Consider the following 13,738-nt stretch of genomic DNA (forward strand, 5'->3'; position numbering starts at 1 on the left):
GAAATGGAATGACTCTGCCCATTTCCTATTTTCGATTCTATTTTCCCGAATATGTGCTGAAAACCCGGTTGCCGCCTAATTGCGCAACCGGGTTTCTCGACAGCCTGAGACGGCTCTGCTTGGCAGAGCCGTCTTTTGCGCGTTTTATGGGCTATGCCGCCTGATGACGGCAAGGACCACGACTTTATCCGCCGCAGTACCGGCAGGCGGCGATGGCCGCCACGGCGCCGTCGGCGCAGGCGGTGGTGAGCTGGCGGACGGCCTTGGCCCGGCAGTCCCCGGCGGCGAAGACGCCGGGCACGGAGGTGACGCAGTCCTCTCCGGCGGGGATGAAGCCCGCCTCGTCCACCTCCGCGACAGAGGCGGACAGCGCCTGCTCCGGCTGCTGGCCCACCGCCTCAAACAGGGCGTCCGCCGCCAGCAGAGACTCCTCCCCGGAGACGGTGTTCCGCAGCCGCAGGCCGGTGAGGGCGCCGCCGCTGCTCTCCAGTCCCGTGACCACCGTGGACAGCCGGAAGGACACATTCTCCCGCCGCTTCAGCTGCTCCAACAGAAGAGCGTCGCCCCGGAATTCCTCCCGCCGGTGGATGACGGTGACATGGCGGCACAGCTCCGAGAGGAACAGGGCGTCCTGGAGGGCGGTGCTGCCGCCGCCGCAGACGGCCACGTCCTTTCCCTGGTTAAAGGCGCCGTCGCACACGGCGCAGAAGGAGACGCCGGAGAGGGTGTCCTCCCCCTCCAGACCCAGCTTCCGGTGCTTCATGCCGGTGGCCAGGATCAGGGCGGTGCAGGTATAGGCGCCGTAGTCGGTGGTGACGGTCTTTACCGGCCCGCCCTGGACGGACAGCACCTCCTCCAGCTCGATGCGGGCGCCCAGATCGCTGGCCTGATCGTACAGCTTCTCCGCCAGCTCCGCGCCGGAGATGGCGGCAAAGCCGGGATAGTTCTCCACCTTCGGGGACGCGGCGATCTGTCCGCCGAAGCCCTCCTTTTCCAGGACCAGGACGGATTTTCCCGCCCGGCGGGCGTAGATGGCGGCGGTGAGGCCCGCCGGACCTCCGCCGATGACGATGATATCGAAATGTTCAGCCATGGATCGTTCCTCCTGTTCTGTGGATTCCCGGCGGGAGCGGAGACCTCCGCCGGGAGCGGACTGCCGGAAAAGCCGTACAGCCTGAAAAGGAGGGACGGATGTCCCTCCTTTTGCGTGTTTGATTTTAGCGGGCGTTGGAAGCGAACCGCTTGATGTTGGAGGCGTTCACCAGCTTCTCCACCTGCTGGCCGCGGCGGATGATGAGGGTGGGCGCCTGCTGGATGCCGTACTGATCCACCAGATCCCGGTGGTCGCTGACATTCATGACGGTGTAGTGCAGGCCGGCCTTCTCCAGCTCATTCTTGGCGATCTTGCAGTTGGGGCAGGTGGCGGTGGTGAACAGGAACAGCTCCTCGTTGGCACTGGACTCCACGGCCTGGGCGGCGGGGGCGTCCATGGCCTTGCCCACGCAGAAGTCCGGCTCCCGGTCCTTCAGGCGGCGGCCCTCCAGACGGGAGGTGCCCAGCTCGTACTCCTGACGGTCCTTGAACTCCTGGACCTTGCCGTCGTTCCAGTTCTGGACGGGACGGTAGTATCCGGTGATGCGGCTCCAGACCTCGGTGGTCTTGCCGCACTTGGGGCAGGAGAAATGCTCGCCGGCGATATAGCCGTGCTCCTGGCAGATGGAATAGGTGGGAGAGAGGGTGTAGTAGGGCAGCTTGAAGTTCTCGGCGATCTTCCGCACCAAGGCGGCGGCGGACTTCCAGTCCGGCAGCTTCTCGCCCAGGAAGGCGTGGAACACGGTGCCGGAGGTGTAGAGGGTCTGGAGATCGTCCTGGACCGCCAGGGCCTCGAAAATGTCCTCGGTGTAGCCCACGGGCAGGTGGGAGGAGTTGGTGTAGTAGGGGGTGTCGCCCTCGTGCTTGGCGGCGGTGATGATGTCGGGGTACTTGGCTACATCGTGCTTGGCCAGACGGAAGGCGGTGGACTCGGCGGGAGTGGCCTCCAGGTTATAGAGGTCGCCGTACTCCTCCTGATAGTCCTTCAGACGCTCCCGCATGTGGTTCAGAACGTCCTTGGCGAAGTCCTGGGTCTCGGTGTGGGTCAGGTCCTTCTTCAGCCAGCAGGCGTTGAGGCCCGCCTCATTCATGCCCACCAGACCGATGGTGGAGAAGTGGTTGGCGAAGGTGCCCAGATAGTACTTGGTGTAGGGGTACAGACCGGCATCCATCAGCCGGGTGATGACGGTGCGCTTCACCTTCAGGGACCGGGCGGCGATGTCCATGATCTTGTCCAGCCGGGTGTAGAACTCCTCGGGGGTCTTGGAGAGGTAGGCGATGCGGGGCAGGTTGATGGTCACCACGCCCACGGAGCCGGTGGACTCGCCGGAGCCGAAGAAGCCGCCGGACTTTTTCCGCAGCTCCCGCAGGTCCAGACGCAGGCGGCAGCACATGGACCGGACGTCGGAGGGCTCCATGTCGGAGTTGATATAGTTGGAGAAGTAGGGGGTGCCGTACTTGGCGGTCATGCCGAACAGGAGGCGGTTGTTCTCCGTCTCACTCCAGTCGAAGTCCCGGGTGATGGAGTAGGTGGGGATGGGATACTGGAAGCCCCGGCCGTCGGCGTCGCCCTCGGTCATGATCTCGATGAACGCCTTGTTCACCATGTCCATTTCCTGCTTGCAGTCGCCGTAGGTGAAGTCCATCTCCTTGCCGCCCACGATGGCCGGCAGGTCCTTCAGGTCATTGGGGACGGTCCAGTCCAGAGTGATGTTGGAGAAGGGCGCCTGTGTGCCCCAGCGGGAGGGGGTGTTGACGCCGAACACGAAGGACTGGATGCACTGCTTGACCTCTTTCTGGGTCAGGTGATCCACTTTCACGAAGGGAGCCAGATAGGTGTCGAAGGAGGAGAAGGCCTGGGCGCCCGCCCACTCGTTCTGCATGATGCCCAGGAAGTTCACCATCTGGTTGCACAGGGTGCTGAGGTGGCTGGCGGGGGAGGAGTTGATCTTGCCGGGAATGCCCAGGCCCTGCTGGATGAGCTGCTTCAGGCTCCAGCCGGCGCAGTAGCCGGTGAGCATGCTGAGGTCGTGGATGTGGATGTCGCCGCTGCGGTGGGCGTTGGCGATCTCAGGGTCATAGACCTCGCTGAGCCAGTAGTTGGCGGTGATGGCGCCGGAGTTGGAGAGGATCAGGCCGCCCACGGAGTAAGTGACGGTGGAGTTCTCCTTCACGCGCCAGTCGTTGACGTGGAGGTAGTTGTTCACCAGCTCCTTGTAGTCCAGCACGGTGGAGCTGAGGTTGCGGATCTTCTCCCGCTGCTTGCGGTAGAGGATGTAGGCCTTGGCCACATCGGCGTAGCCCGCCTTGCTGAGGACGTTCTCCACGCTGTCCTGGATGTCCTCCACGCTGATCCGGCCATCGTGGATCTTCTCCTGATAGTCGGCGGTGACCTTCAGGGCCAGCAGGTCGATGATGTCAGTGTTGTAGGCCATGCCGGTGGCCTCAAAGGCCTTGGTGATGGCTACGCTGATCTTGGAAATGTTGAAATCCGTGACCTTCCCGTCTCGTTTAACGACTTGATACATACTTTCTCCTATCCTCTCTCGGTCAAACTGCTGCTCGATCATTTGCTCTATCATTTCCCTCCGGCAGAGGGGGTGTGGGGTCTCAAAACACCTGATGAAAGGGCGGTAAACCGCCCAGCAATTTCTATTGTAACATACCACTGGTGGAAGTCAAGCTGAAAAACCACTATATCTTGTGATACAATTTCGTAGACATTACCAATTGCATCAAGATGTTGTTAGATACCCCGGATGGCCACCTCTCCGAAGAAGGGACGGGCTGCGTCGGCCAGGGACCGCAGCGTCTCCGGCGGCCAGGCCGTCAGGCCGCTGCCCACCAGATCGCCGGAGTCCACGAACTGCTGGAGGAAGTACCGGGGCGCGCCCTCCAGCCATTGGCCGATGGCCTCCATGTCCGCGGCGGTGTGAAATTCCCGGACCACAGTGGTGCGGAACTCGAAGGGGACGGGCCCCTCCATCAGCAGGGCCGCGCTCTCCCGGATGGGAGCCATGTCGAAGCCGGGGACGCCCACAGTCAGGGGATATTTCTCCGGGGAATTTTTGATATCCATGGCTGCATAGTCCACCAGACCGGCGTCCAGCAGGGCGGCGAGACGGTCCGGAAAGGTGCCGTTGGTGTCCAGCTTCACGTCAAAGCCCAGATCCTTCACCGCCCGGAGAAAGTCCGGGACGCCCGGCTGCATCAGCGGCTCGCCGCCGGAGAGCACCACGCCGTCCAGCAGGCCCCGGCGGCTTTTGAGAAAGGCCAGCACAGCATCCTGGGACAGCACCTCGTTCTCCTCCACCCGGGTCACAAGGAGTGCGTTGTGGCAGAACGGACACCGGAGATTGCACCCGCCGGTGAACACCGTGGCGGCCAGTTTTCCGGGGTAATCCACCATGGCCAGCTTCTGTAATCCGCAGATCTTCATTGTGCCCACCTCCGTTCCGGCACTCAAGATGTTGTTATCATAGACCAGACTGTCCACAAGTACAAGTGCCTTTTGCAACAGTATTTTCCAAAAACACCGCAAGCCCCTGGCACCACTGGCCTGGCGGCGGAGAGAAAAATTTCAGACAAAATTCAGTCCGCGGTTTTTCTTTTTGATAGAGTGTGATAAGATATAGAGACTGCTGATCCCGGGCCTATGCGCCCGCCTGTTTTGAAGGAGGTGTTTCCGCTGCAAACCGTGGAACTTTCCATCCTGGACTGGCTCCAGATCCATCTGCGCTGCGGCGTGCTGGACGCGGTGATGCCGGCGGTGAGCCGCATCTGCGACCACGGCGAGGTGTGGATCCTGCTGGCGCTCATCCTGCTGCTGACAAAAAAGCACCGGAAGGCAGGGGCCTCCGTGGCCTGCGCCCTGGTGCTGGATCTGATTTTCTGCAATCTGCTCCTGAAGCCGCTGGTGGGCCGCCTGCGGCCCTTTGCCGTCAACACGGCGGTGGCGCTGCTGGTACCGCCGCCGTTGGACGCCTCCTTCCCCTCAGGGCACACGGCGTCCTCCTTTGCGGCGGCCGCGGCGCTGTGGGCGGCCGGATATCACCGGATGGGCGCGGCGGCGCTGGTATTGGCCTGCGCCATCGCCTTCTCCCGGCTGTACCTGTATGTCCACTGGCCCAGCGACGTGCTGGCCGGCGCGATCCTGGGCGCGGTCCTGGGGTGGTCCGGCGCCGCGCTGGTAAAGGCGGCGTCGAAGCGGCGTTCCGGAGAGGAACAGCCGTGACGCGGCGGGTTTCCCGCATCCAAACAACAGACGTCCGCAGGCTTTTGCCTGCGGACGTCTCAGCTTGCGGGGAAACTTTACTGGATGCCGGTGACGGTGTAGTCCTGATCCTCCACGGCCTTTTTCAGGGTGTCGTCGGAGACGGCGGACTTCAGCGTCACCACGGCGGTGCCCGCCTCATGGCTGACGGCGGCCTGTTCCACCTCCGGCAGGGCCTCCAGGGCCTTCTTCACCCGGGCCTCGCAGTGGACGCACATCATGCCTTCGATCTTCATGGTCTTTTCCATAGTGGTTGTTTCCTCCTCTTTGTTGTGTCTGGATTGGATTTTATGATCTCTGCGGGGATCCCGCAGATCAAACAGATTCAGCCGCAGGGCGTTGGACACCACGCAGAAGCTGCTGAGGCTCATGGCCGCCGCGCCGAACATGGGGTTCAGCGTCAGCCCCAGGGGGATGAACACGCCGGCGGCCAGCGGAATGCCGATGGTGTTGTAGAAGAACGCCCAGAACAGGTTCTGGTGGATGTTCCGCAGCGTGGCACGGCTCAGCCGGATGGCGGCGGGGACGTCGCTGAGGCGGCTCTTCATCAGCACCACGTCCGCCGCGTCGATGGCCACGTCGGTGCCCGCGCCGATGGCGATGCCCATGTCTGCCCGGGTCAGGGCCGGGGCGTCGTTGATGCCGTCGCCCACCATGGCCACCCGGCCCCGGCGCTTCAACTCCCGGATGACCCGTTCCTTGCCGTCCGGCAGGACGCCGGCGATAACCTCGTCCACGCCGGCCTGGGCGCCGATGGCCCGGGCGGTGCGCTCGTTGTCGCCGGTGAGCATCACCACGCGGATGCCCATGTTCCGCAGCTCCGCCACGGCCCGGGGACTGTCGGGCTTGATGACGTCCGCCACGGCGATGACGCCCAGGAGCTTCCGGTCCTGGCTGAAGAACAGGGGCGTCTTGCCCTGCTCCGCCAGCGATTCCGCCTGGGCGCGGACAGTCTCCGGAACCTCTGCCCGGGCGCTGATGAAGCTGAGATTGCCGCCGCTGAGGACGGCGCCCTCACGGCGGGCGGTGAGGCCGTTGCCCGGCAGGGCCTGGAAGTCCGAGACCTCCTCCGGCGCTAGCCGCCGCTCCTCCGCAGCCTGCAAAATGGCCCGGGCCAGGGGATGCTCGCTTCTGCGCTCCAGAGCGTAAGCCAGACGGAGCAGCTCCTCCTGGCTGACGCCATCGGCGGGCAGGATGTCCGTCGCCTTCGGCTCGCCGGAGGTGATGGTGCCGGTCTTGTCCAGCGCCACGATCTCTGTCTTTCCGGCGGCCTCCAGAGAGGCGGCGGTCTTGAACAGGATGCCGTTTTTGGCCCCCATGCCGCTGCCCACCATGATGGCCACGGGCGTGGCCAGTCCCAGGGCGCAGGGACAGGAGATCACCAGCACGGAGATGCCCCGGGCCAGGGCGAAGCCCACGCTCCGGCCCAGCAGCAGCCACACGACGGTGGTGATGACCGCGATGGTGATGACCGCCGGGACGAACACGCTGGAGACCCTGTCCGCCACCTTGGCGATGGGGGCCTTGGTGGCTGCCGCGTCGCTGACCATCTGGATGATCTGGGACAGGGTGGTATCCTCACCCACCCGGGTGGCCTGACACTTCAGGAAACCGGACTGGTTCACCGTGGCGGCGGAGACGGCGTCCCCCGGCCCCTTGTCCGCCGGGACGCTCTCGCCGGTGAGGGTGGACTCGTTGACGGCGCTCTCGCCCTCCAGCACCACGCCGTCCACCGGAATATGCTCCCCGGGGCGCACCACAAAGACATCGCCCTTCTGCACCTGCTCGATGGGCACCTCCGTCTCCCCGCCGTCCCGGAGAACCACGGCGGTCTTGGGGGCCAGCTTCATCAGGCTTTTCAGGGCGTCGGTGGTTTTGCCTTTGGACCGGGCCTCCAGCATCTTGCCCACGGTGATGAGGGTCAGGATCATGGCGGCGGACTCAAAGTAGAACTCCATCATATAGGTCATGACGGCGTCCATATCCATGTCCACCTGGGCGCGGGTCATGGCGAACAGGGCGTAGGTACTGTAGACGAAAGCCGCCGAGGACCCCAGGGCCACCAGCGTGTCCATGTTGGGGGCCCGGTGCCACAGGCTCCTGAAGCCGCTGATAAAGAACTTTTGATTGATGACCATGATGATCACCGTCAGCAGCAGCTGGGTCAACCCCATGGCCACGTGGTTGTCGTCATAGAAGGCGGGCAGGGGCCAGCCCCACATCATATGGCCCATGGAGAAGTACATCAGCACGATGAGGAACCCCAGAGACCACGCCAGCCGCTGTTTCAGAAACGGCGTCTCCCGGTCCCGGAGCTGGTCCTCCGTCTCATTGGCCGGGACGGCCTTTGCCCCGGCGGCGCCCTTGAGGGAGGCGCCGTAGCCCGCGCCCTCCACCGCCGCCACGATGTCGGCGGCAGCGGCGGTGCCCTCCACGCCCATGGAGTTGGTCAGCAGGCTCACAGAGCAGGCCGTGACTCCCGGCACCTTGGAGACGGCCTTTTCCACTCTGGCGCTGCACGCCGCGCAGCTCATGCCGGTGACGTTGTATTGCTGCATGAAAGTCCTCCTTTGAAAACGGTGCGGGCTCGCCCGCCTCGGATAGTTTGGCGTGTCCGTTCCGGATTATGACGGCTCCGGAGACGAGGGCCTCTATTTCATCAGCTTCTGGAGGGTCTTCACCAGTTCGTCGATGCTCTCGTCCTTGCCGTCCCGGATGTCCTGGGCCACGCAGGTGCGGATGTGCTGGGCCAGCAGCTCCCGATTGAAGGCGTTCACCGCCGCCGTCACCGCCGCGGACTGGACCAGAATATCCACGCAGTAGGCGTTGTTCTCCACCATGCCCCGGATACCCCGGATCTGCCCCTCGATGCGGTTCAGCCGGTGGATGAGGCTGGTGTATTCGTCGGGGGAACGCTCCTTTTTCCGCTGGCAGCGGCAGGCTTCCTGTTCCATGTGGACACCTCCTGTAAAAATACCCCGGTAGGGTATCACTATCATATACCCTCCGGGGGTATTTGTCAAGAGCGCGGAGGAAAAAGAGTGCGCCGCGGGACGGCGGGGCATTCCCAAACAGGAGGATGTGTGGTATGATACCAATACATAAAATACAAATGGGAGGGACCGCCATGAAGCTGCCGGAACGCTATGAATCAGACGTACTGTTTTTCTTTGACGGCAGGCCGCTGGAGCTGGCGCTGTACCAGACGCTGTTCCGTTCTCTGGAGACGGCGTTCCCCGAGGCGTCCGTCAGGGTGCAGAAGACCCAGATCAGCTTTTACGGCAGACATCTCTTTGCCGCCGTGTCGCTGCCGGTGCGCAGGCGGAAGGGCTGGCCGGAGCACTGCATCGTCGTGACCATCGGGCTGTCCCACCGTCTGGAGTCGCCCCGGATCGCCGTGGCCGTGGAGCCGTACCACAACCGCTGGACCCATCATGTGCTGGTGTCCGGAGAGGAGCAGATCGACGGCGAGCTGCTGGACTGGCTGAAAGAGGCCTGGGCGTTTTCGGAGAACAAGCGCTGACAGCGGGACGCGGCCCCATGAGAACAGGATCGAAAAGGAGAGGAAACCAATGAAAACCGCCATCTGTTATTATTCCCGGCACCACGGGAACACGCTGAAAGTTCTGGAGGCCATGGCCCGGGGGAACGACATCGACCTCATCGACGTGACGGCCCGGATGGCCGTCCATCTGGAGGAATACGACTGCATCGGCTTCGCCTCCGGCATCTACTACTCCAAATTCCAGAAGTCAGTGCTGGACTTCGCCGGACAGTACCTGCCGGAGGGGAAGGACGTGTTCTTCGTCTACACCTGCGGCTCCATGGGCAAGGGCTACACCAAAGCCATCGCCGAAGCCGCCGCCGCAAAAAAGGCGCATATTCTGGGGGAGTACGGCTGCCGGGGCTTTGACACCTTCGGCCCCTTCAAGCTGGTGGGCGGCATCGCCAAGGGCCATCCCGATGCAGACGATCTGCAAAAGGCGAGGGACTTCTACCAGTCCATCTGCCGGGAGCGGTGACGCGGACGCGGCACCGGCCTGAAGCTGATTTACATAAAAGCAGGACCACCGGCGGCGGAAAGGCGTCCGCTGCGGTGGTCCTGTTTGATTTGTTCAGTCTTCCTCCATCAGCCGGAGACCGGCGGTGGCGGTGACGGGCAGGGAGAAGACGATGGATTTGGCCTTGCTTTCCATGCCCGCGTTCTGCATGATGGACTGCATGATACCGTTTTTCAGGGCTTTTTTGGCGACGATGAAGATCATCTCCTTCTCCGGCGCCAGCGAGACACCCAAAAACCGTTCCGCCCGCTCCATGCCGGTGCCCTTGGCATGGATAACGGTGCCGCCGGCGGCGCCGGCCTCCCGGGCGGCGTCCATGATCTGGTCGCTGTAGCCGTGGTTGGCGATGACCACCAGCAGCTCATGGGTCGTGTCCTTCAAAGTGGATTCCTCCCCTTTCTCATAGTCCTGATTTTCCGTCAGGAACAGCAGTTCCCGCCTGCCGCCGATGCTGCTCAGCGGCACGATGAAGGCGATGCCGGTGCCAGGCACGTCGATGCGCAGCCGGGACTCGAGCCCCTTCCGCAGCCGCTCCCACACCTGTCCCGTCACCACGCTGAAGGTGACGGACTTGTCGGAGGACTCCAGCCCCAGACAGTCCATCGTCTCGTTGCTGGCGGTGCCGGTGCCCAGGGTGACGAAATTCACCGCCACCCGCTGCTCCTTATAAAAGGTGATGAAGCGGGCCAGCCGTTTCCGGTCGGTGACGGTGACCATCAGATACAATTCACTCACAGTGTCCCGCCTCCTTACAGTTCGATGATGTCATAGTCCCCTAGCAGGGCAAAGGCGTCGCCGCCGGAGACGCCGGACAGGGACGCAGCAGCCTGTTTCGTGCGGAGCCGGTAGACCAGGCCCAGGATCTGAATGGTGATGAGGGGCGTCATGGCCACCATGGCCACCACGCCGAAGGCGTCGGTGATGATATTCCCGCCCACGGCGGCGCAGGTGCCCATGGCGAAGGGCAGCAGAAAGGTGGTGGTCATGGGGCCGGAGGCCACGCCGCCGGAGTCGAAGGCGATGGCGGTGAAGATTTTCGGCACGAAGAAGGACAGGCCCAGCGCCAGGGCGTAGCCGGGGATCAGCAGGTAAAAGATGGACAGTCCCGTCAGCACCCGGACCATGGCCAGTCCCACGGAGACGGCCACGCCGATGCAGAGGCTGCGCTTCATGGCCTCGCCGGAGATGGCGCCGTCGGTCAGCTCCTCCACCTGCCGCATGAGGACGTACACCGCCGGTTCCGCCATGACGATGAAGTAGCCGATGACCATGCCGATGGGGACGATGACCCAGCGGCAGGACAGGGAGGCCAGCACCTGCCCCAGATAGTTGCCGGCGGGCATGAAGCCCACGTTGACGCCGGTGAGGAACAGCACCAGTCCCGCGTAGGTGTAGGCCAGGCCCACGCCGATCTTGATGAGGGTCCGGCGGCCCAGATGGAGGGCCGTCACCTGGAAGACGGCGAAGAACACGATGATGGGCAGCAGAGACACGGCCATCTCCCGGATGTAAGTGGGGAAGCCGCGGGAGAATTCCCGCCACAGGGCCAGGGAGTCGCTGATCTCCGGCAGGACGGAGGGCCTGTAGCTGCCCTCGGGATGGTAGAGCAGGCCCAGCAGCAGCACCGCCAGAATGGGGCCGATGGAGCACAGGGCCACCAGACCGAAGCTGTCGTCCGCGGCGTGCTTGTCGCTGCGGATGGCGGAGATGCCCACGCCCAGCGCCATGATGAAGGGGACGGTCATGGGGCCGGTGGTGACGCCGCCGGCGTCGAAGGCCACCGCCAGAAAGTCCCGGGGTACGAAGAAGGCCAGGGCGAAGACGAATATGTAGAATCCCACCAGCATGGCGGGCAGGGGAACGGAGAACAGCATCCGCAGCAGGGCCACGCACAGAAACAGTCCCACGCCGCAGGCCACCGTCAGGACAAGGGTCCTGTTGGGCACGGAGGGGACCTGTTCCGCCAGCACCTGCAGGTCCGGCTCCGAGATGGTGATGAGGAAGCCCAACAGGAAGCCCAGGGACAGCATGACCCACAGCTTCCGGGACCGGGTCATGCAGGAGCCCACCCGCTCGCCCATGGGGGTCATGGCCAGTTCGGCGCCCAGGGAGAAGAGGGTCATGCCCAGGATCAGCAGCGCGCCGCCGATGAGAAAGACCATCAGGATACTGGGCGGGATGGGGGCAATGGTGAAGCTCAGCAGCAGCACGATGCCCATGATGGGCAGCACCGCCTTCAGGGCTTCGCCGCGTTTTTCCTGTAATTTTGTCCGATACAAGAGCATCCGCCTTTCCGTCTGTATTTTGGGCGGTCAGGAGACCATGACGCCGCAAGATATGTTGATTATATTATACAGGAAGAATCCGCTATGATTCCGTTAAGATTTCCTTAAATTTGTAAATAATCCAAAAACAACTAAAAAATTTCAAAAAAACGGCGAAAATCTGAAAAAACGACAGGGACACGGCAAAAACTGAAATTTTGATATCTTGTCTGCGATCCGGCGGGGCAGAAAATTTTTCAGAGATTTTTGCGAACCCCTCTTGACTCTGACACAGAGGGAGGGACTATCCTGTACCTGAGCTCAAAAATACAGGCCTGCGGAGGAATGACACATGCTGAAGATCGGAGATTTTTCCAAGCTGTCCCGGGTGAGTATCCGGATGCTGCGGCACTACGATGAGATCGGTCTGCTGGTGCCTGCCAGCACGGACCCCTTCACCGGCTACCGCTACTACAGCGAGAGCCAGCTGCCCACGGCGGGACGCATCGCCGCCCTGCGGGAGATGGGCTTCGGCCTGGCGGCCATCGCGGACATCCTGAAGCAGGACGACGACCCGGAGGTCCTGGCCCGGTATCTCCGGCTGCGGCAGCTGGAGCTGGTCGGACTGGCGGAAGACACCGCCAGACGGCTGCGGCTCCTGGAGACAGCCATGGAACGGCTGAGAAAGGAATCGAATATGCGTTACAACGTGGTATTGAAGACCCTGCCGGAGCGGTACGCCGCCTGCGTCCGCATGACCATCCCCAGCTATGACCGGGAGGGCGACGTGTGGGGTGTCCTGTGCGGGGAGACGGAGCATCTGCGCCTCCAGCCCACGGACCCCTGCTATTGCAGCGTGGTGTTCCACGACGAGGGTTACAAGGAGTCCGACGTGGACGTGGAGGCCCAGAAGACGGTGAAGGGGCAGTATCCCGACACGGAGCACGTCCGCTTCCGGACGCTGCCGGCGGTGACCTTTGCCTCCTGCACCTATCAGGGCTCCTACGACAAGATCGGCGCGGTGAACGAGGCCGTGGCGGCCTGGGTGGAGGCCAACGGCTACACCTACGACGGCCCCATGTTCAACATCTATCACGTCAGCCCCCATGAGACGCAGAATCAGGAGGAGTTCGTCACGGAGGTCTGCTATCCGGTGCGGAAGAAGTGAGCGCATAGTCCATCCCGCTGCCGGGCATACTGGCGGTGAGGTGATGGATATGGAACATCCCAAGGATGAGATCGAGGACGTGACCAAGGAGCTGCCCCTGGGCATGGGCATGGCCCTGGCCCAGAACGAACCCGCCATGGAGCGATTCGCCGCCCTGCCTATGGCGGAGCAGAAGGCGGTCATCGAGGGCGCCCGTCAGGTCCGCTCCCGGCGGGAGATGCAGAACTACGTGGAAAACATCGGGCGGACGGAGTAAAATGAGCGGCCGGAGGGATCAATCCCCCGGCCGCTTTTCCCGCCCCTTGCGGCGGCGGGAACCGTGTGGTATACTGATATCCTGAAATCTGACTGACGAGGTGAACCAACATGTTTACATTCAACCATTTCAATTTCAACGTGACGGACCTGGACAAGTCCCTGGCCTTCTACAAGGAGGCCCTGGGCCTGGAGCCGGTGGGCGAGCGGAAGGTGGCTGAGGACGGCAGCTTCATCATCACCTACCTGGGCGACGGCAAGACGGACTTCCGCCTGGAGCTGACCTGGCTGCGGGACCATCCCCAGAAGTACGACCTGGGCGAGTGCGAGTTCCATCTGGCCTTCCAGACGGAGGACTACGAGGCCGCCCACAAGAAGCACGTGGACATGGGCTGCATCTGCTTCGAGAACCCCAAGATGGGCATTTACTTCATCACCGATCCCGATGGCTACTGGCTGGAGGTCATCCCCACCCGGAAGTAAAAGACAAAACGAACGGCAAAAGCCGCCGGCCAGCTGCCGCTGCGCGGCGCAAACGCCTGCTGACACAGGCTTTTTGCAGGCATTCGATCCAACACGAGGGGGCTCCCGGGCACCGTTGCGGCTTTGCGATTCCCGGCCCCTT

At 62.9% G+C, this 13,738-nt stretch carries 13 protein-coding genes; 6 read left to right on the forward strand and 7 right to left on the reverse strand.

What is annotated here, in order from left to right; all coding sequences use genetic code 11:
* Positions 1-184 precede the first annotated feature (184 nt).
* From ACTNBU_RS11075 to ACTNBU_RS11085, 3 genes are all read right to left on the reverse strand, one after another.
* Positions 185-1,093, reverse strand: coding sequence for an NAD(P)/FAD-dependent oxidoreductase (locus ACTNBU_RS11075; protein ID WP_441033951.1), 909 nt, complete (start codon positions 1,091-1,093; stop codon positions 185-187).
* 124 nt (positions 1,094-1,217) lie between these two features.
* Positions 1,218-3,620, reverse strand: coding sequence for a ribonucleoside triphosphate reductase (locus ACTNBU_RS11080; RefSeq protein ID WP_441033953.1), 2,403 nt, complete (start codon positions 3,618-3,620; stop codon positions 1,218-1,220).
* A 218-nt stretch (positions 3,621-3,838) separates the two neighbouring features.
* The gene (locus tag ACTNBU_RS11085; RefSeq protein ID WP_441033955.1) at positions 3,839-4,531 is read right to left on the reverse strand and encodes an anaerobic ribonucleoside-triphosphate reductase activating protein; all 693 of its coding nucleotides are present in this window, start codon (positions 4,529-4,531) and stop codon (positions 3,839-3,841) included.
* A gap of 258 nt (positions 4,532-4,789) precedes the next feature.
* On the opposite strand from ACTNBU_RS11085, the gene ACTNBU_RS11090 reads away from it, so the two are divergent.
* Positions 4,790-5,326, forward strand: coding sequence for a phosphatase PAP2 family protein (locus tag ACTNBU_RS11090; protein ID WP_441033957.1), 537 nt, complete (start codon positions 4,790-4,792; stop codon positions 5,324-5,326).
* Positions 5,327-5,403: 77 nt separating this feature from the next.
* Here ACTNBU_RS11090 and ACTNBU_RS11095 read toward each other — a convergent pair whose 3' ends face one another.
* Together ACTNBU_RS11095 and ACTNBU_RS11100 are read right to left on the reverse strand one after the other, a co-directional pair.
* Positions 5,404-7,923, reverse strand: a complete 2,520-nt coding sequence (locus ACTNBU_RS11095; RefSeq protein WP_441033959.1) for a heavy metal translocating P-type ATPase — start codon at positions 7,921-7,923, stop codon at positions 5,404-5,406.
* Between the two features lie 93 nt (positions 7,924-8,016).
* Entirely contained in the window at positions 8,017-8,319 is a 303-nt protein-coding gene (locus ACTNBU_RS11100) for a metal-sensing transcriptional repressor (RefSeq protein WP_441033960.1), read from the reverse strand.
* Positions 8,320-8,492: 173 nt separating this feature from the next.
* Between ACTNBU_RS11100 and ACTNBU_RS11105 the strand changes: the two genes are divergently transcribed.
* A complete protein-coding gene (locus ACTNBU_RS11105; RefSeq protein WP_441033962.1) occupies positions 8,493-8,888 on the forward strand; it encodes a DUF5655 domain-containing protein in 396 nt (131 codons plus the stop codon).
* A 49-nt stretch (positions 8,889-8,937) separates the two neighbouring features.
* A complete protein-coding gene (locus tag ACTNBU_RS11110) occupies positions 8,938-9,387 on the forward strand; it encodes a flavodoxin family protein (RefSeq protein ID WP_441033964.1) in 450 nt (149 codons plus the stop codon).
* Positions 9,388-9,480: 93 nt separating this feature from the next.
* Here the strand turns inward: ACTNBU_RS11110 and ACTNBU_RS11115 are convergent, their stop codons facing one another.
* Positions 9,481-10,161 carry a P-II family nitrogen regulator gene (locus ACTNBU_RS11115; protein WP_441033966.1) on the reverse strand — a complete coding sequence of 227 codons (681 nt, stop codon included), beginning with the start codon at positions 10,159-10,161 and terminating at the stop codon, positions 9,481-9,483.
* A gap of 14 nt (positions 10,162-10,175) precedes the next feature.
* Positions 10,176-11,645: a DUF1538 domain-containing protein gene (locus ACTNBU_RS11120; RefSeq protein ID WP_441033973.1), complete on the reverse strand. Its 1,470-nt coding sequence runs from the start codon at positions 11,643-11,645 to the stop codon at positions 10,176-10,178.
* A 397-nt stretch (positions 11,646-12,042) separates the two neighbouring features.
* On the opposite strand from ACTNBU_RS11120, the gene ACTNBU_RS11125 reads away from it, so the two are divergent.
* The 3 genes from ACTNBU_RS11125 (at position 12,043) to ACTNBU_RS11135 (ending at position 13,596) form a co-directional block, all read left to right on the forward strand.
* Positions 12,043-12,858: a MerR family transcriptional regulator gene (locus ACTNBU_RS11125; protein WP_441033968.1), complete on the forward strand. Its 816-nt coding sequence runs from the start codon at positions 12,043-12,045 to the stop codon at positions 12,856-12,858.
* A 49-nt stretch (positions 12,859-12,907) separates the two neighbouring features.
* Positions 12,908-13,114 (forward strand): hypothetical protein, encoded by a 207-nt coding sequence (locus tag ACTNBU_RS11130; RefSeq protein WP_441033969.1) that lies wholly within the window; start codon positions 12,908-12,910, stop codon positions 13,112-13,114.
* Between the two features lie 110 nt (positions 13,115-13,224).
* Positions 13,225-13,596 (forward strand): VOC family protein, encoded by a 372-nt coding sequence (locus tag ACTNBU_RS11135; RefSeq protein ID WP_441033971.1) that lies wholly within the window; start codon positions 13,225-13,227, stop codon positions 13,594-13,596.
* Positions 13,597-13,738: the final 142 nt, after the last annotated feature.

This window comes from Dysosmobacter sp. HCP28S3_G4 (assembly GCF_052065175.1).
In the GTDB taxonomy this organism is placed as follows: domain Bacteria; phylum Bacillota; class Clostridia; order Oscillospirales; family Oscillospiraceae; genus Oscillibacter.